Annotated in this window: 17 protein-coding genes and 2 pseudogenes; 6 read left to right on the top strand and 13 right to left on the bottom strand. The window is 30.6% G+C overall.

The window, feature by feature from the left end:
• Nucleotides 1-46: 46 nt before the first annotated feature.
• From arsB to BN2667_RS00370, 12 genes and pseudogenes are all read right to left on the bottom strand, one after another.
• Entirely contained in the window at nucleotides 47-1,087 is a 1,041-nt protein-coding gene (arsB, locus tag BN2667_RS00430; protein ID WP_054251376.1) for an ACR3 family arsenite efflux transporter, read from the bottom strand.
• A gap of 2 nt (nucleotides 1,088-1,089) precedes the next feature.
• Nucleotides 1,090-1,493, bottom strand: a pseudogene (locus tag BN2667_RS00425) (arsenate reductase ArsC).
• Nucleotides 1,494-1,501: 8 nt separating this feature from the next.
• On the bottom strand, nucleotides 1,502-3,232 hold the full coding sequence (arsA, locus tag BN2667_RS00420; RefSeq protein ID WP_054251375.1) for an arsenical pump-driving ATPase: 1,731 nt from the start codon (nucleotides 3,230-3,232) through the stop codon (nucleotides 1,502-1,504).
• 12 nt (nucleotides 3,233-3,244) lie between these two features.
• Nucleotides 3,245-3,613 (bottom strand): arsenite efflux transporter metallochaperone ArsD, encoded by a 369-nt coding sequence (gene arsD / locus BN2667_RS00415; protein WP_054251374.1) that lies wholly within the window; start codon nucleotides 3,611-3,613, stop codon nucleotides 3,245-3,247.
• Nucleotides 3,614-3,709: 96 nt separating this feature from the next.
• The gene (locus BN2667_RS00410) at nucleotides 3,710-3,991 is read right to left on the bottom strand and encodes an ArsR/SmtB family transcription factor (protein WP_054251373.1); all 282 of its coding nucleotides are present in this window, start codon (nucleotides 3,989-3,991) and stop codon (nucleotides 3,710-3,712) included.
• A 481-nt stretch (nucleotides 3,992-4,472) separates the two neighbouring features.
• Nucleotides 4,473-5,132, bottom strand: a complete 660-nt coding sequence (locus tag BN2667_RS00405) for an SIMPL domain-containing protein (protein WP_054251372.1) — start codon at nucleotides 5,130-5,132, stop codon at nucleotides 4,473-4,475.
• Nucleotides 5,133-5,363: 231 nt separating this feature from the next.
• The gene (locus BN2667_RS00400; protein ID WP_002846217.1) at nucleotides 5,364-5,858 is read right to left on the bottom strand and encodes a Csac_0668 family 2Fe-2S cluster-binding (seleno)protein; all 495 of its coding nucleotides are present in this window, start codon (nucleotides 5,856-5,858) and stop codon (nucleotides 5,364-5,366) included.
• Between the two features lie 383 nt (nucleotides 5,859-6,241).
• Nucleotides 6,242-7,189 (bottom strand): annotated as a pseudogene (locus BN2667_RS09495) (IS3 family transposase); the annotation flags it as partial.
• 357 nt (nucleotides 7,190-7,546) lie between these two features.
• On the bottom strand, nucleotides 7,547-7,837 hold the full coding sequence (locus BN2667_RS00385) for a hypothetical protein (RefSeq protein WP_002846220.1): 291 nt from the start codon (nucleotides 7,835-7,837) through the stop codon (nucleotides 7,547-7,549).
• Nucleotides 7,785-9,605, bottom strand: coding sequence for a recombinase family protein (locus BN2667_RS00380; protein ID WP_054251371.1), 1,821 nt, complete (start codon nucleotides 9,603-9,605; stop codon nucleotides 7,785-7,787). The genes BN2667_RS00385 and BN2667_RS00380 overlap by 53 nt, the downstream gene beginning before the upstream one ends.
• A 736-nt stretch (nucleotides 9,606-10,341) precedes the next feature.
• Nucleotides 10,342-10,752 carry a sigma-70 family RNA polymerase sigma factor gene (locus BN2667_RS00375; protein ID WP_054251370.1) on the bottom strand — a complete coding sequence of 137 codons (411 nt, stop codon included), beginning with the start codon at nucleotides 10,750-10,752 and terminating at the stop codon, nucleotides 10,342-10,344.
• Between the two features lie 269 nt (nucleotides 10,753-11,021).
• Nucleotides 11,022-11,573, bottom strand: a complete 552-nt coding sequence (locus BN2667_RS00370; RefSeq protein WP_242848700.1) for a hypothetical protein — start codon at nucleotides 11,571-11,573, stop codon at nucleotides 11,022-11,024.
• 158 nt (nucleotides 11,574-11,731) lie between these two features.
• Here BN2667_RS00370 and BN2667_RS00365 point away from each other — a divergent pair, with 158 nt between their 5' ends.
• From BN2667_RS00365 to BN2667_RS00340, 6 genes are all read left to right on the top strand, one after another.
• Entirely contained in the window at nucleotides 11,732-12,133 is a 402-nt protein-coding gene (locus BN2667_RS00365; RefSeq protein ID WP_004026815.1) for a helix-turn-helix domain-containing protein, read from the top strand.
• Between the two features lie 8 nt (nucleotides 12,134-12,141).
• Entirely contained in the window at nucleotides 12,142-12,690 is a 549-nt protein-coding gene (locus tag BN2667_RS00360; protein WP_054251369.1) for an ImmA/IrrE family metallo-endopeptidase, read from the top strand.
• Between the two features lie 8 nt (nucleotides 12,691-12,698).
• Complete coding sequence (locus BN2667_RS00355) at nucleotides 12,699-13,181, top strand: ligand-gated ion channel (protein WP_054251368.1); 483 nt, start codon at nucleotides 12,699-12,701, stop codon at nucleotides 13,179-13,181.
• Nucleotides 13,174-14,256 carry a virulence RhuM family protein gene (locus BN2667_RS00350; RefSeq protein ID WP_054251367.1) on the top strand — a complete coding sequence of 361 codons (1,083 nt, stop codon included), beginning with the start codon at nucleotides 13,174-13,176 and terminating at the stop codon, nucleotides 14,254-14,256. Before BN2667_RS00355 ends, BN2667_RS00350 begins: the two co-directional genes overlap by 8 nt.
• Nucleotides 14,257-14,425: 169 nt before the next feature.
• Entirely contained in the window at nucleotides 14,426-14,782 is a 357-nt protein-coding gene (locus tag BN2667_RS00345; protein WP_054251366.1) for a plasmid mobilization protein, read from the top strand.
• A gap of 1 nt (nucleotide 14,783) precedes the next feature.
• A complete protein-coding gene (locus BN2667_RS00340) occupies nucleotides 14,784-16,115 on the top strand; it encodes a relaxase/mobilization nuclease domain-containing protein (RefSeq protein WP_054252129.1) in 1,332 nt (443 codons plus the stop codon).
• Between the two features lie 240 nt (nucleotides 16,116-16,355).
• On the opposite strand, the gene BN2667_RS00335 is transcribed toward BN2667_RS00340, so the two are convergent.
• Complete coding sequence (locus BN2667_RS00335) at nucleotides 16,356-18,857, bottom strand: ABC transporter permease (RefSeq protein ID WP_054251365.1); 2,502 nt, start codon at nucleotides 18,855-18,857, stop codon at nucleotides 16,356-16,358.
• Nucleotides 18,858-18,859: the final 2 nt, after the last annotated feature.

The raw sequence follows: 18,859 nt of genomic DNA, 5'->3' as shown, positions 1-18,859 counted from the left end.
TATAAATTAACACTACTTAATTGTTGTTAGCAGTTTTAACTTATATTCAGCGATTAAATTTATTTTCCATAGAATTAGCAATATTTACTAAGGCTAACATAACGGGAACTTCTACCAAAACACCTACTACAGTTGCTAAGGTAGCTCCTGATGATAGCCCAAATAGGGATATAGCAACTGCAACGGACAACTCAAAAAAGTTTGATGCACCAATCATGGCACATGGAGCTGCAATTGAATATGGTAGCTTTGCTAAATATGCCATAAAAAATGTTATTGCAAATATAAACAATGTTTGAATTATCAAAGGAATTGCAATAAGGATAATATTTAGTGGCTGATCCAATATCTTCTGTCCTTGAAATGAAAATATTATAATCAGGGTCAACAATAATCCCACCATAGTGTATTTATCAAATGCAGGGATAAAAGTATTATTTAGGTAGTCCTCGCCTTTATTTTTAATTATTATACTTCTAGTTATCACGCTTAAAACAAGAGGAACGACAATAAATAATACAATGGACAATAAAAGTGTTTCCCATGGAATATTTACATTTCCAACCTTTAATAAGAAGCTCACAATTGGTATATATGCAAGCAAAATAATTAAGTCGTTACTAGCTACCTGTACTAAGGTATAGGCACTATCTCCTCTTGTTAACTTGCTCCATACAAATACCATTGCTGTACATGGTGCAGCTCCCAGTAAAACCGCTCCTGCTAAATATTCTGATGCCAATTCCTTATTAATAAATCCTTTATAAACAATAAAGAAAAATAAGGACGCGATTAAATACATAGTGAGTGGCTTAATGATCCAATTTACAAACCATGTAATAAATAGACCCTTAGGATTTTTTCCTATGTCTTTTATACTCTTAAAATCAATTTTCAACATCATTGGATAAATCATTATCCAAAGTAAAATTGTTGTTGGTATAGACACGTTGTAGAACTCAAATTTTCCTAACCAATCTGGAATAGAAGGAAAATAGTTTCCAATAAGTATGCCTATTACCATACAAATTAACACCCAAAAAGTCAGGTTTTTCTCAAAAAAACCAATATCATTTGTTTTCTTCATTCTTAATTTGCCTCAACTTCCTCAATTAATTTATGAACCTTACTTTCAATCTCCTTAATGGTTTTTATAAACTCTTCATCACTTTTTCCACTAGGATCTTCAAGGCCCCAATCAGCTTTTTAACAGTGTAAGGCAGAATTGGACAAACGACATTACATCCCATTGTAATTAGGTAATCAACTTCAGGAATATCATCTAGAAGTTTTGGCTTTTGAGTCTCTTCCATATCAATTCCATAGATTTCTTTAACAAGCCTTACTGCATCCTGATTGATTTGATTCTTCAATTCTGTCCCTGCAGAATATACCTCTATAGAATCTCCAGCGAATTTTTTTGTCAGTGCTTCAGCGATTTGACTTCTGCATGAATTGTGAACACAGACAAAGGCAACTTTAGTTTTCTCCATTTTTTCTCCTATATCTGATAAAGTTTATCACCACGAAGGTCTTCTTTTGTCCATTCAACGACAGCTAGTTTTCCTGAAGTATGATCTAATATCTTGTTAATCCACTTAACTTCTTCATTTGCTTTGGCAGATAACATCTTGTTACTTGGATTTGCTTTGTAAAGGGATGAATTAACAATCCACCAATTGGTATGAATTGATGCCCTTTTTAGATCTTCTTCCAAGCGATATGCCTCATAATATGGAGTAGCCTCTGCCAAGCTAACGATTAAAACTTCTGTTTCCTCTCCTCTTAATCTAGGTAACAAGTTTTTTACAGATTCAGGTATCTGTCCTTGTGTTCTTTCAACTTCTTTATGATATCTTAAAGTTGAGTCTAAGAGTAACAAGGTATGACCTGTAGGAGCAGTATCGATAACTACTATTTCATCGTCTGCTTTTTCCACTAGCTCTGCAAAAGCTCTAAATACAGCTATTTCCTGTGTACATGGTGATCTTAAATCTTCTTCAATATAAGCTACATCATCATCACTCATTGTTTTTCTTGCATTTTCAAGTACTTCATCTTGATATTTTTTTAATTCTTCTTTTTCATCAATATGACTCATAGATATTCCACTTGAACTATCTATCATATATTTTATATGGTCAGCGGGATCTGTTGTAGCTAGGTGTACCTTTTTACCAAGTTTGCTTAGCTTGAGGGCAATAGAAGATGCAATAGTAGTCTTTCCTACACCGCCTTTGCCCATAGTAAAGATTACTTTTCTATTGTTTCTTACAAGATCATTAACAACATCATCTAAATTAAAGAGTTTGCCTTTTACTTCAACTTTTTGTTCATTTATTTGATCTTTCTTAAGAAGATTTCTTATAGAGTCAATTCCAGTAATGTTATATGATCTTAAGGCAATTGTATAGGTATCAAAGTCATGTAACATATCTGGCATATTTTCAAGGGCTAACTTTTGTTTTTTAAATATACTTTCAGATAAGTCATCATCATAGTTTTCTAAAACACCGTTAATCACTAATATTTGATTTTTTATTCCAAGCTCAGATAACTCCTTTGATGCTCTGGCTACCTCATTAAGTGGTGTTTTATCAGGCCTTGTAACTAATACTAGGGTTGTTAAATTCTCATCTGCTAAATTTTCAACTGCCTGTTTATAGGTTTCTTTTTTAGCCTCTAATCCTGATAACTGTCCTAAACAAGATGCTCCATGTGTACTTTCACTTATAAAATCAGTCCAAGCAGAAGGAAGCTGTAACATTCTAAGGGTATGACCTGTAGGTGCTGTATCAAATATAATATGGTCATAGTTAGAATTTAGCTCAGAATTTGTAATGAAGTTAGAAAACTCATTAAAGGCAGCAATCTCAACTGTACAAGATCCAGATAGCTGCTCTTCCATATTCTCAATAACAGAATCAGGCATCTTGCCCCTAAAAGGTCCTACTACACTTTCTTTATAGTTATGTGCCGCTTCCAATGGATCTAGGTTGATTACTTCTAGATTATCTACTCCTTTAATTGGTTTTGCATTACCGTCTAATTCTGTTTCAAAAACATCTTGCAGATTTGAAGCAGGGTCTGTACTAATAAGTAGTACTTTCTTTCCTTCATCTGCTAAATTAACTGCTGTTGCACAAGCTGTAGATGTTTTACCAACACCACCCTTACCTGTGAAAAATAGATATTTAGTTAGTTTAATATCTTCAATATTAAATTCTTTCATAATAAATCCCCCTTAGCAACAAGAGCTGTTACCTCCACAGCATCCTTGATCTTGCTCACTATTTTTTAAATAATCTTTAGAGATTTGTAAAAGTTCCATTATTTCTTTATTTTTTGGATATCTGCCTTCTATGACTATCTCGTCGTCCACAAGGATTAATGGCAGCCTATCAGTTCCATTTTTATCCAAAGCCTCTTTTACCACGTCATTATTGACAAATGCCATTGGTTCACTTGATAAATTGTATCTTTCAATAGTGATACCATTTTTCTTCAAGATGTTAATTACTCTTGAAATACGTACGAGTTCAGGATCTACATTAACTCCACAAACACCTGTATCACAACACATAGCTGGTTCATAAATTGACATTCTTTTCATTTTTTACACCCTTTCTTCAATTTTTTAAATTAAATTTTTTAATACATCAAGTTTTTTTGATATGAAGAGTATTTTTTTAGTTACCCCTAAAGGTAACTAATTTCTTGTTGTAGCTTCTATAAACATCTCTATTATTTTTTCTCTTCCTTGTTCAGATATAGTGTAGTAAACCCACTTGCCATCTTTTCTTGCTGTAACAATTCCTGACTCTATCAATATTTTCATATGGTAGGACAAGCCTGATTGTGTTAAATCTAGTTTTTCTAGTAAAACACAGGCACATTGTTCCCCATTTTTTAATAAATCTAATATCTCTAGACGAATCGCCACTGAAAAGGCTTTAAATATATTTGCAGTTTTTTCTAAATCTCTATTCATAAAAATCTCTCACATCAATTTCTTTTGATGTATTTATTATATTACTAGCTGTTTTTCTTGTCAAGTCTTATTTCGTGAGATATCAAAAATTTATATGAAGATCTAAAAAATTCCAGCAAAGTATTTTTCAAAAAAATAGCTTTTAAGATTTCTTTTAAAACCCTAAAAGCCACCTATTTTAACAGTCTTATAAACTATCATTATATTTTCTTGACATCAATACTACGCTTTATAATCGACTACTTAATAGAAGCATATCCATAAAAACTATATTTTCTGACACATTTTCTAACCTTGGTTACTATTATTCATTTTATACTTAAAGTCTAGTGCTTCAAAAACTATATTCATAAGATCAATGTCAAATTCTTTTTTTTTTGAGATTCCCATTGGTATTTTTACTTTTTTCTCTTATCACTAACTTTTTCATCCCATTTCTAAAGTTCTAATTCCTTATAACCTTCTAAAGTTATGGTCGTATTTATAGGAGTTCCCATTCGATGGTTACTGTGTCGTCAACATCAATATCATCTGCTTCAATATCGATATCATAAGACGCTTTGAATTCTGATAACATAGGTCTAGCCATAAAATCATCAATAGGGTGTGAAAAAATTTCTAGTTCTCCCCATGAATAATCAATGCGTTTAATCTCTCCTAGATTTACGCCAGCAGACTTTGCTAAAATTTCTGCTTTCCTTTTGGAATCTTCAACGGCTTTCTTAAGAAGCTCATTTTTTACCTCTTCTAGATTTGAAACCGTGTAATATATCCTAAATTCCACATCAACTGAACATTTGGAGAGTTCATACAGTGTGCGTCCTAACTGGTCGTTATCATTGGGAAATCTGATTTCAGTATTATGCTTAAATTTATAACCAACAAATCTACTCTTGTAATCATCATTCTCGTCTCGATAACTTTCATATGCAGCTTGAATAGAAAAATGTTTGGTTTTGAGATCCTTGCCTGAAAGCCCTGATTTTTCTAATGCTTTCCTTAGTATTTTTGTCTGATTAGCAGATTCTTTGATGGTTTTTTCATAATCTAAATACCCATCTTCAGCCTCGATGGCCAGACAAATGGTATCCGGTTTAACGGAAAGTTTGCCTTTTCCAGTAACTCTAATATTTCTTTCCATAGCTTTTCCTCCTTAGCTTTTCTTCCTTAAAATTACTTACTTCTCATTATCACACTTATTGAAATATGAGTTTTGTTAAATCACTTGTTTTCTTTTTTTAATTTATAATTCTTATTTTTTGGACAAAAGTGCTACCGTCTCAACCCCTATGGTTATGGGGAACATATCCACGCTCGTAGATGGAAACATATCAAAGATTGGCTCTCGTTTGTAGGAACATATCGACTGTAATTATTTCATTTTCAAGCCTTTATCGATAGCTTCCTGAATAATCTTATGACAACAAACTCCCAACGGATTGTTTTCTTTACAATTAGAATTTTTCATTGCCCCAGTGATGGCATTTACTTCTTTTACGGATTTCGCGCCATGCTTTACAACTGCTTCAATTACCTGATTTTCTGTGACTTCGCTACAATAACAAGCATACTTAGGATCTGCATCTTTCTTAAACCAGATAGGAACTCTAACTTGGTCTTTCAAGAATTTTATTTCATTATCTAAGTTATAGTAAACAACGTCGCAGTCCTCGTTCATGCAAATCTTATATTGATCTCCGTTAACAGCATTACGATAATCATCTACCACTAGATGTTCAACAGTTACTTTACTAACGGAAATCCCTTCATTATTACATACAGGACAATTGTCTTTAATTTGATCCGGCTTTTCTGTTTTGCATCCACAACAACATTCATTATTAATCTTCATATTCTTAGCCTCCATATTTTCATTATAATTTCTTTTTTAAACTAGGTAAAACCAATTTCATATACTTGTCATTTATTAATAGCGTCAAACATTTTAGCTGGTGTTAATTTACTTAGCTCCCTGTTGTCAGCCAACGCACGTGTAGCTTTTTTGTGTATAAACACATCAGCGTCATGTTACCCATTGCTCGGCATTCTTCTAATGAACCCAAATACATGGAATGGCAACCCTTTTTTAGACAATTTATAACCGAACATTATCAAGCTTGAAAGTTTCTTTAGATTATAAAATATATTCTCAGACAATCAAGGGTAAAGGCTTCGCCCAAATTTCGTTGAAATTTGCCCTTGACAGTCTGTTCATATATTTTATTTAATTTATGAAACTTCCAGAGCTTTTTATTCTGCTTTTCTATATTCTACTGGTGTTTTATATCCTAAAGATCCATGAATTCTTAGGTTATTATACCAATATACGTATTCTGCTAATTTTAGATTAAGTTCTTGGAAATTAGTAAAGTTCTCCTGATATATGAATTCTGTCTTCATTACTTTATTGACTGCTTCGCTTACTGCGTTATCATATGGGCTTCCTTTTTTACTTAGCGATCTTTTTATCCCAAATACCTTTAATATTTCTTCTATTTTTATATTTTTAAATTCTCTTCCTCTGTCTGTGTGAAATATTTTTATACGATTTAGTGGCTGCCTTATTGAGTAAAATGCTTCTGCTACTAGATTTGCATCTTTGTTTTTACCTGATGAGTATCCTATTATTTCACGGCTGTTTAAGTCTATTATTAAACATATATAATTCCATGTTTTTCCTACTCTTACATATGTTAGGTCGCTTACTATTACTTCTAAATAGTCTCTATTGTCAAATTATCTATTTAAAAGGTTAGGGATGTCTTCTTCGTTGTATTTGGATCTTATTACTTTATATTGTGCTACTGTATAGTTTGAGACTAGGCCATTTTTCTTCATTATTCGGCCTATTTTTCTTCTCGATATTTTATATCCAATTTTCCCTAGTTTTTTTTATTTTGCGTGTTCCATAGTTGTTTCTACTTCTTCTTAATATTTCTTTTATTTCTTCTATTAGTTTTTCATCTTCATCTAATTTCACATCTTTTTCTTTGTTCAAATGATAATAGACTAAACTTCTTGTGACCCCAAGTAGTCTACACATTGCACTAATGCTATATTTATCTCGGTTCGAGATAATGAGGTCTATTTTTTGCCTAACAGTAGTGCAGCTTGCTTTAAAATATCATTCTCCATTTCAACCTGTTTCAATTTTTTACGAAGTCTGATTATCTCTTTTTGTTTCGCATCCACATTATCAAAATGGTTACTCTAAGCAGCACACCAACTATTTATTTTTTGAGTTTTAAACTTTGGTAGAAGTCTTGAACTCTTTATATTTACATAACTATTTGCCTCTATCACTATTATGACACGAAATCCTGCACAATGATCTAAAATTTTCAATTCTAACAAGTCTTTTTCAGTATTTTTAACTTCATAAAAACCTCTTTGGCAATAATGCCTAATTCTTCTTTAGTTGTTAAAATTTTTTATTTTACCATCATCGTTCCCCTGATTTTCAATTAATCTTTTTAGGTTATATAAGAAGTACATATCTTTTTAATCTTAAAGTTTTTAAGTCTTAATTTTAAAATTTTCAATCTTAGATATTATTTAAATCATTCCAAAATGCTCTAAAGCATCTTCGATTGCTTTTTCTTTTTCTTCTGGGCAATTTGGCACTCTTTGATTTTCTTTCTTACTAAAATTATAATTTTCTCTCTCTATTAGACCATGTTTCCTTTTTATTTGTGCAATATATAGGCTTGAAACTTTTAGTCCGTATTTATCTAACACATACTTTTTAATTTCTCCATAAGTTGCGTCTTTTGAAAAGTCAATTTCAGATAATTCATCTTCCCCTATTTCTATATCTAAATGATGTTCTGTATTTAGTTTGGACAACAGAGCTACCGTCTCCACATGCGTTGTCTTTTGATTGGGAACATAATTTTTTATCCTCGTCATTCTTGTAGGAACACAATTTATCAATGTCATTGTCTTTGGCATTTTTTCTTTTATCTTTAAAGTTATTAGAATCTTGACTATCTTTAACTCCTGTTTTGAAATAGAATATTAAGTCATATGGGTGGACTGTTCCGTCTTTGTCAATTCTGCCCACCACAACTTTATCAACTATACTTTCAAATACTGTTCTGTTAAATTCCTCTATTATTTCTTTGTTTTCTAAGATCTTTTTAAATTGCTTTAGTCTTTCTTTAATAGAGTTTTCATCTTTGATAGTTAGCTCTAGTGTTTTCTTTTCATCAAGTAATTCTTCTTTTTGTTTTGTAAGTTTTTTATACTTTTTAGCATAAACTTCTTCGTCTATACTATCTTCTAAATGAAGATCAACTAACTTTCTTTCTTGACTAATGATTCTGTTTAATTGGTTTTCTAACTTTTTCAAATCTTTGACTAAAGTATTATCATTTATTTCTTCTTCTACAATTTTTAAAAAGTCATCTATTACTGTTGAATCTGCATGGCATAATTGCCTATAGCTTTCAACAAATGCTTTTTCTATTGCTGCTTCTTGTATTCCTTTTGAATGAGGGCAATATTTTTTACCTTTTTTTGTTGATTTTACACATTGCCAGTTAATTTTTTTGTAAATTGAACTTGTGTGCCAAGTTCTTCTTGACAGTATTTCGCCACAAAATCCACATTCAAGCATACTTGAAAAAGCGTATTGCCTTGATAGTTTTTCTCTTTTTCTATCCTTGTTAGCAATAGTGTTTCTGTTTTGTGCTCTTCTGAGTCTAATCTCTTGTGCCTTTTCAAAATCTTCTTTTGATATAATTGGCTCGTGATGATTTTCAATGTGATATTTATCAGATTCACCAAAGTTTGCTAGTCTTCTTTTTGTTATGGGATCAACTGTGAAGGTCTTTCCCATTAGTATATCTCCAATATACTTTTCATTCTTAATTATTCCTAACACTGTAGTATCAGACCATTTTGTTTTACCTCTCGGGGTGAGATATCCTTGCTCTTCTAGTTCTCTACCAATGACTGAGCCACCATTGCCCTCTAGATATCTTTTAAAGATGTATCTAACAATTTTGGCTTCCTCTTCATTTATAGAGATACTTTTTTTTATAGGGTCATAGTCGTAGCCAAGGCAACCTTGAAAACCAATAAGCTCCCCTTTTTCCATTTTCATTTTCAGTCCTTTTTTTACATGGGCTGAGGTATTTTCTACTTCTTGTTGAGCTACTGAACTTAATATTGTTAGTAATAGCTCTCCATCCATTGTCAAAGTATCTATATTTTCTTCTTCAAATACTACACCAACATTATTTTCCTTTAATAGTCTTACATATTTCAAAGTATCTAATGTGTTTCTAGCAAATCTCGATATAGATTTAGTAATTATCATGTCTATATCTCCATTTTGACAATCGCTTATTAGTCTCATGAAATCAGCTCTCTTACTAGCAGTTGTTCCTGTGGTTGCTTCATCTGCATATATACCAGCCAAAGTCCAGTTCTTATTATTTTTTATTAGATTTGTGTAATAATCAACTTGCGATTTATATGATTCAAGTTGGTCTTTACTATCTGTACTTACTCGACAATATGCTGCAACTCGTTTTAAATCTAAATGTAGTGCATTTCTATTTCTAGCTCCTGTATTTGAAGCTTTTATTAATTTTACTTTAGTATTCATTTTACCTCCTTCCCATTTTGTATCTTTCTACAGTGTTATTATATCACAAGATTAACTACTTTCTATCTCTCTTTTTATAATCTTTCTCTTATCCACATCTATTTTTTATTTTTGTATATTCCTTATCATTAATTAATTTAAGATCATAAAGTCTACATAACATAGCAACTCTCATGCTATAAACTTTTATTGCTTTCATAATAACCTCCTATGTAAATTTAAGTTTTTTGACATTGACAAGTGCCTTGGATTAGCAACATAGGAATCTCACCTCCGCCTCTGTTCAGGATGAGCCGGCTTCAACCTTAGAAGTATCATTATCCTCATTTTCTTCATAGCGAATAGGGTATCCCTCCCTATATTCAAACTCTTACTTATCGCTCCCTTTCTTCTTCCCTTGCTTTTAGCTTAGCAGTACTTGTTTTGCCGAATTATTCAGCAGAAAGATCTTGGCGGATAGGTTATTACGCTCCAAAAATGATTAACGTCTTGTCTTGGTCTATTCAATTGTTAAGGTTCAAAATTTATCGAGAGTTATTAATCTTTTTAAAATTTGACCATCAGAAAATACTTATCTTGATGAAACAAAATTGTTTAAAATTACCCTCTTATACTTAACAGTGAAAAGAATTCTTTCTTGGTAACCAATTTTCAAAAATAAATTTTGGTATATAAAAAGGTCCAATTCCCACTGTATAAGTTACAGTGAAAATTAGACCCTCTTGGCAACTGTCATCTAAAAGTTTTCCAACATTTCCTTTAGTTTTTCTAAGACTTTATTACGCCTTTTAATAACGGCTGGATGAGAAATATTCAGTTTAGCAGCTACTTCTCTAATTGTTTCTTCTTTATAAAAAAGACTTTCTATCAAATCCCTTTCAACAGGGTTGAGTTTAGAAATAGCTCTTCTTACTTCTTCAATCATTTCCTTTGTTTCGATAATTTTTTCAACATCAAATTCCAGATCTTCTAAATTTTCTTCAAAATTACCATCATGATCATAGGAACAAAAAAAGAAACAGTTATTTAACCTGTCTCTTCTCATTTGATATTTCTCTTTATTCAATTCACTATGATAAGCAAGATATACCTCTTTGCTAACAACTACTTTCTTCCCTTCTACAAATAAATAATATTCTTTGTCCATTAATTTTTCCTCCTTGTTGACATGAATTTCTTTTGTTTGAAAATGAAATTCACACAAGGAGGGCTTCTAATTCTTTGCATATATTCTCCTGGGCATAAAAAAAGACCGAAAGAAAATAAATTCTTTCAGTCAATAAATGCCAATATTAAATTTAGGTGCAAATCACCTATCATGGATATTATATATGCACTTAAGTACACATAAAATTCGTATATGGTACTTTTTTCATCCGGAAATAGTACGCAATAAGTTCGTCATAAATTAATTTCCTAGATGTTCATTATTTCTTCAATGCTGCGACCGTCTTTAAGTTGGCTAATAGCAGTCGGTAAAGTATATCCCCAAATTATTACACCAACCAATGCAATTGCTTCCTTTTTTCTTTGGTAATAAACAGTTCTCTCTAAAGATACACTTCTCATACAAGCTTCATCAGTAATCTTTTTTTCAGAAATGTAGTAGTTATAAATAATCTTATGATAGATTTCTCCATACTCTGGATAAACTTTTAATCTAACACAGGCATCATAAATTATTAAAAGCATAAGCTTACTATCCATTACATTGGAAACTCTATTATTGAACTTTTCTTCAACTCTTTCTGGAGCAAATGTAGAAAGATACAAGTAAGCAGATTCTGAAGTTGACCCATAGTTTTCTTTACTCTCAAACATCATAAAATTTGCCCTGCTATCTACTGCCCAGGTAACTTGTCTATATAAACTTAAAATAAGTTTTGCAGCTGAACTAATTTCTTCAAATTTCAAGTTGCTATCTGCATACATGTTCATTATATTCTTTAAAGTTTTACTTATTCTCAATCTAATCACCCCAATACAACTTATTTACAAACTTGAATGTTTGTGCTATAATATGAATATAAGTTCAGTTTGTATTATATCTCAAATCGAAAAATAATTCAAGCACTATTGTTCGTATTAAAAGTTATAAATGCACATTAGTACAGGAGGTTAAAATTATGGCTTTTGCGGATAGATTAAAGGAATTTCGTGAAAAAGAAAAGTTAAGTCAAGCAGACTTTGCAAAAATGATAGGAATAAGTACAAGAACTCTTGTACATTATGAAGACGGAGAAAGATACCCAAGAGATGTCGAGGTTTACAAAAAAATAGCTGAAGTTATGGACTGTGATTACAATTATCTTCTAGAAGAAAGTGACGAATTTTTAAATCGAGTTTATAACATGGGTGGCAAAAGAGAATTAGAAAAAGCTAGAGCATTAACAGAAGGTCTAAGCTCTTTATTTGCAGGTGGAGAAATTTCTGACGAAGATAAAGATGCTGCTTTTGAAGCTATTACTCGTGCTTATTGGGAGGCTAAAAGAGAAAACAAGAAATACGGTCGTAAGAAAAAAGATTAGGTGATTTTATGAGCATGAATCGCCATATATATGATAAGGTTAATCGACTTATAAAAAAATATAAGACACGAGATCCTATCGAATTAATAGAAGCTTTGAATATTAACCTGGTATATCTACCTGAAACAAAAATACTTTTAGGAATGTACCATTATATTCAAAGGAATAGATTTATTTTTATCAGTAGCAACACAAATTTTAATAGAAAGACGATATTAGCACACGAATTAGGTCACGATCAACTTCACAGAGATTATTGTATGAGAGGTGGAGCTTTTCATGACCAAACAGTATTAAACCCAACAAACAAATTTGAAACTGAAGCTAATATTTTTGCGGCTCACTTATTAATAAGTGATGAAGATGTCCTAGATAATATCAATGATCAAGTTTGTGATTATGAAATCGCTGGAAAATTAGGTGTTGATATAAATTTACTAAATCTAAAAATTTCTGAGTTAGCAAAAATGGGCAAGTTTAATAAACCAATTAATGTTAATATACCTCAGGGAGATTTTCTTAAAAACTATCGCCCTGAACATGATGATTATTATTAGGAGACTCTATGGGAATTTTTATTACAGGATATTTTTTATTAATCCTTTCTGGAATAGTTTTCTACTATCTCATCACTACCTACTCTGTAAAAATCTCAGCATTTTTGATTGATTTTATAGTTGTAGGTTTAGGATTTTATATATCCATAAAAGATAAACTAGATAACAAATTGGCTATTCCCCTCTCAATTACAGTAGTAATAGTTTATGGAATATTGCTAGTTTTAATAAATCAAAAGCTACCAAAAGTTAGCAAGTTTTTAAACTATATAATTGCTTTTATAGGATCAGCAGTTGCCTTATGGTTGGCACTAGATTTTATAACAAACACTCTAGCCGCTTTTAAAATAATAGGTCAAACTTATCATCAATTACCAATAACAAACAGTATGATGATAAATTCCTTTATACATTATGTAATTGTATTCTTGATTAGTATTCCAGTGTTTAAAGGTAGAATGAAATTTATATTTGGAGGAAATTATGAGTAAAGAAATGGATAAAAATAAAGACGAAAATCAGAAAAAAAAAGAACTTCAAATTAGGTCATCTGCTGCTGAATACTTGACCTTTATTGCAGCAAATGGTGATGATCAAGAAGCTATCGAAATTAGATATGAAGATGAGAATATTTGGCTAACTCAAAAGATGATGGCAGCTCTTTATGATGTTAGTGTCGCCACAATAAATGAACATCTTAAAAAAATCTATGCCGATAGTGAATTACAAGAAGAAGCAACTATTAGGAATTTCCTAATAGTTCAAAAAGAAGGTTCTAGAAATGTTTCAAGGGAAACAAAACACTATAATCTGCAAGCAATTATTGCAGTAGGCTTTAAAGTAAATAACGAACGTGCAGTCCAATTTAGAAAGTGGGCAAACCAAATTGTAAAAGATTTTACAATTAAAGGTTGGGCAATGGATGATGAAAGATTAAAAAATTCTGGCACAAAACTTACCAAGGATTATTTCGAAAAATTACTTGTAAAAATTCGTGAGATTCGATTATCTGAAAGAAGATTCTATCAAAAAATCACAGATATTTATGCCACATCTTTAGACTATGACCCATCTGCAAAAGCAACAAGAAGGTTTTTTGCAGCTATTCAAAACAAATTACACTATGCCATTCATGGAAAAACTGCAGCCGAATTAATTGTAGATAGAGCCAATCACAAAACTAAAAATATGGGACTGACAACTTGGGAAGGCTCTCCAGATTCAAAAATTCATAAATATGATGTAGTCGTTGCAAAAAATTATCTAAACGAAGAAGAATTAAATCAAATGCAAAGAATTGTTTCATCTTATTTGGACATGGCAGAACTACAAGCAGAAAGACATATCCCTATGACTATGGAAGATTGGGAAAAAAGATTAAATGGATTTTTACAATTATGGGATAAAGAAATTCTAAACGATGCAGGAAAAGTATCTGCAGCCCTTGCTAAAAAACACGCAGAGAGTGAGTTTGAAAAATATAGAATTATACAAGATAGACTCTACAAGAGTGATTTTGATAAATTCTTGGAACTAGAAGATGATGCTAAAAAATTAGAAGAATAACTTAATACACGCTTAACGCTTATAACTTTAATAGCAAGCACAGTAAGTGTACGGACACTTACGAAAAAATTAATGGAGCAGACCTTTACGGAATGCTCCATTTTTTTAATTTTTACCTTGTTAGGGAGAACCCTAAGACCCCGAAATATATTTTATAAAGGAGAATAAAATGGCAAATAGATTTAGAAATGAAAGAATAGAAATAAAATTAACTAAGGAAGAAAAGGAAGTTTTTGAAAAGAAAATGAAACTTGCAAATTGCAAAACAATGTCCCACTTTCTTAGAAAATGTGTATTGGAAAAAGAGATATATGTTGTAGATTTAGAACCATTTAGAAACCTACAATGGCTGCTTTCAAATGCAACAAATAATATAAACCAGATTGCAAAAGCTACTAATACAACTGGTGTTATTTACAAAAATGAAATTGAATCTATGAATAATCAGATAGAAAAATTATCAAGAGAAATATGGCAGATCCATTCCCTACTTCTTAATAAATCAAAAGAAAGTTCTGATGAATAATATGGCAATTACAAAAATACATCCTATAAAATCAACTCTAAATTTGGCAATAGATTATATAACTAAGAGTGAAAAAACTGATGAAAAAATCTTAGTATCTTCATTCAAATGTCATCCATCTACTGCTCATATTCAATTTATGAGAACACGAGAAGACAATGATACTAAAGGTACAGTTTTGGCTAGACATTTAATTCAATCTTTTCTACCAGGAGAGGTTGATCCTATAAAAGCTCACGAAATTGGAATGGAATTATGCAAGAAAATTTTAAAAGAAGATTATGAATTTGTTCTTGCAACACATATAGATAGAGGGCATATCCACAACCATATTATTTTTAATAATGTCAATTACAAGACTGGCAAATGCTATCAATCCAACAAAAAAACTTACCATAAAATTAGGTATCAAAGTGACGAATTATGTAATGAAAATAAGCTTTCAGTCATTGATGAATATTATGAAGCTTACAAAAGAAAATATAAAACTGCAGGTAAATCTTGGTACGAATATGACCAAAATAAGAAAGGAAATTCTTGGAAATCTAAACTGCAATTTGATATAGATAGAATGATTAATAAGTCTAACTCGTGGGAAGAGTTTTTAGAAAATATGAAATCTCTTGATTATGAAATTAAGTTTGGTAAACACATAGCTTTTCGCCATAAAGACAAACAAAGATTTACAAGAGCTAAGACTATCGGAGAAGATTATACCGAAGAAAAAATCAAAGAAAGAATAGATTTAGCTATTAAAAACAAAGCTAATCCTATTAAAAAACGAGTAGGAAATGTTATTGATATCTCTACTAATAAAAAAGCTCTATCCTCTAAAGGTTATGAAGTTTGGGCAAGGAAACATAATATAAAAACAATGGCAGATTCAATAATTAAACTTAGAGAGCAAGGAATTAATTCAATTACTCAACTCGATGACCTGATCAAAAAATCTGCTGATGATAGACAAGACTTGTTAGATAAAATAAAGAAATTTGAAACTGAAATGAAGAGTTTATCTCAAGATATGGAAAATATTAATACTATAAATAAGTATCGTGAAATCTATAAATACCACAAGAAAAATCCTGAGGACAAGCAATTTGCAGAAGAATATTATAGTGAAATTTCCGTCTATAAAATAGCCGCTAAAGAAATTTTAGTTAACTATAAAAAGCCTCCAAATACAAAAGAAATACTATCAAATCTCAATAAATTGCAAGAAAAAAAGAACACCCTTATGCAAGAGTATTCTTTGAATAAAGAGCAATTTTCCGACCTTGTTCAGTATAGGAAAAACTATGAAAATTATTATAAAGAAGAAATTGAAAGATAAATCATTATACTAAAATATATGTTTTATATTCCAATTGTCAAAACAATACTCCACAAATAAATTCAGAGTAATTTGGATAACATCTTATAATTAAATTTAAAAATAGCAATGTTATAGTAATATTAAAGATATCCTTTTATAGATATACTATCTTATTAAAGGTTTAGGTATCTATAATATCTGTTAAGATTTTTTCTCAAACAGATATTATAGGTAAAATTGCTAAATATGGTTCCCAATTCAATTTTGACGCAATCTCTCAATAATAGTTTTTTTGAGATCTATATTAAAAATAATTATAGGTACTGTTAAACATAATATTAAAGTAATTATTCCAACTATCAATAGATGATAAATTGGGTAGCTAAAAACTGAATAGTATGCTATTTTCTTAAAACTCATATAGATAGGTATATATATCCCTGTTCCAATTGTTCCAAGCAATAAAAACGAGATAATCCAGTAATACCAACCTTCATATAGTAAAACAGTTTTTATTTGTTTTTTTGACATACCAATGCTTTCAAGAGTAGCAAATTCTTGCTTACGTGTATCTACACTCACAACCATTGTATTTATAAAATTCATAATCCCAATTATCAAGAACACAATAGCTGTTCCAGTTGCCAAAACTCGTGAAGTGAATAAATATTGTTCAATTTCTTTATACTTTTCATATCTGGATTGAATATTAACTTGAGATGAAGATATGATTTTTTGTAGTTTATCATCAATTTGCTTATTATCAACTCCTTCGTCTATATCAAATGCTATCCTAAATATTTTTGTATTAGGAAAAAATTTTTTTAGTGCCTGCTGGCTAATATATAAATTTGGGGCAGTTCCTCTTTCAATCCCCCTTCCACTTTGAAAATCTGCATCCAAAAATCCATTAGCAACAGTTAGAGTATGCTTTTTATCATCTTCTCCAACTATAGTTATTGATTCCCCTTGAGAGATTAGTGGATTGCCATTATTATCTGTCATAGAAGATAATAAAACAATTTCACCATTTTCAAATGCTTTTAGATCAATTGGGTTCTTAAGTGTTTCATTAAGCTCTTTAACATATTTCTCATCAATGCCATAAACGCCACTGAAAAAATTATCAGTATATTTCTTTACATTTTTTGGATCTGAAAAGTCAAGTCCAGATACACTATCTAAAGATTCAATATATTTTCCAAAAACCTTTTGGTCATATATAACAGGAATTTTTATTTTTGAAGATGCATATGTCAATCTGACATTTTTAACACCCTTAATTTCTTTTATTTTTTCTGCCATTTCAGATGTTAGTAGCTCACTCTCTTCATGAATACTGTAGGTCAATGCATAATCACTTTCTCCCCATTCACTTACAAAGTTTTTAGGATTTAAGCTTGATAAAAGTCCAGTGGATATTAGAAACATTGTCAAACCTAAAAACAATGATCCAAAAGTAAGCATTGCACTTTTAGGATTCCTAAAAATATTTCTAAATGCCATTCTAGATAATTTTATTTGATGACTCCTTCTTTTATCAGGTGTCTTTATAGTCTTGTCTATATATCGAGACGCAGTTATAGGAGACACTTTCCCAGCAACTCTAGCTGGTTTCATACTTCCAATTATTGCAGTTAACAACGCAAATATTCCAGCTCCAATAAATATAATAGGAGAAAAAGAGATTTTTGTTCCTAATTCAGCATTGCTAGAAGACAGCATCCTCATAGCAAATGGAACTACAAATAGCGAAACAAAACATCCTAATAAAAGACCTATGGGGATACCAATACTGGACAATCTTAATATTTGCCATTTTACAACCTTTTTTATTTGTTTTTTAGTAAAGCCAATTGTTTTAAGTTGTCCATAAAATCTTGTATCCCTTGAAATTGAAATATAGAGTATATTGTATATTAATAAATATCCACTTACCATTATGATAAATATTAAAGCAACACAGGAAAGAACTATAGAAAAATTATCTCCTTGTTTTGATGGTACAATTTGAAAAGATTGTTTTTCTGAAAAATCAATTTCAGATTTTAATTTTTCAAGAGAATGCTCAGCTTTCTCGTCTCCATTAAAAGTAATCATTGCACTAGTTCTATCTTCAAAAGGTAGGTCAATTTTGTCAGCGAAAATTTTTGATACATATACTGAACCACGTTTCCCCACACGAGTAGTTGTATAATCATTATAATAGCCTGAAAGTATAAAATCTTTATTAAAAACTTTATTAATTTTTGATATCCTATATGGTAAGGTAATCTTCATTCCTATCTTAGGATTATTAATTCCCAATTCATTTAATGCCCAAATAGGACACATAACCTCATTCTCTTCCTCTGGATATGAACCAGTAATATTGGAAACTGTGGGTTTTCTATGTTTCTCCCATTCTTCTTTATCTATATACGTAAGTCCAAGTTTTATATCTTTATTTTCTGTCGCATCAATATTTCCTAATCTCTGACTAATTCCCATTATAGATATCAATCCTGAACTATTTAATTCTTCTTCTTGTGTTTTTGTAATATTGGTTATAGCTGCATCTGCAGTTGTCCCCATATATCTAATTTGTTGCTTCTTTAATGTTTCAAAATAACTAAATCCCAAACTGAATATAGAAGTAATCATAAAAGTTGTCAGCATCAAAGCTAATACTACAAATAAATTCCTCTTCTTATTAGCATTGTAACTTTTTTTAGCTAGAAGTTTAATATAAGAATTATTATCAGAAAAAAAGTTTTTCATAT

Origin of the sequence: Neofamilia massiliensis (genome assembly GCF_001299475.1) — a bacterium.
Lineage (GTDB): Bacteria > Bacillota > Clostridia > Tissierellales > Peptoniphilaceae > Neofamilia > Neofamilia massiliensis.
Note: the sequence above shows the minus strand (reverse complement) of the source record. Positions and strands in the feature narration are given on the sequence as shown.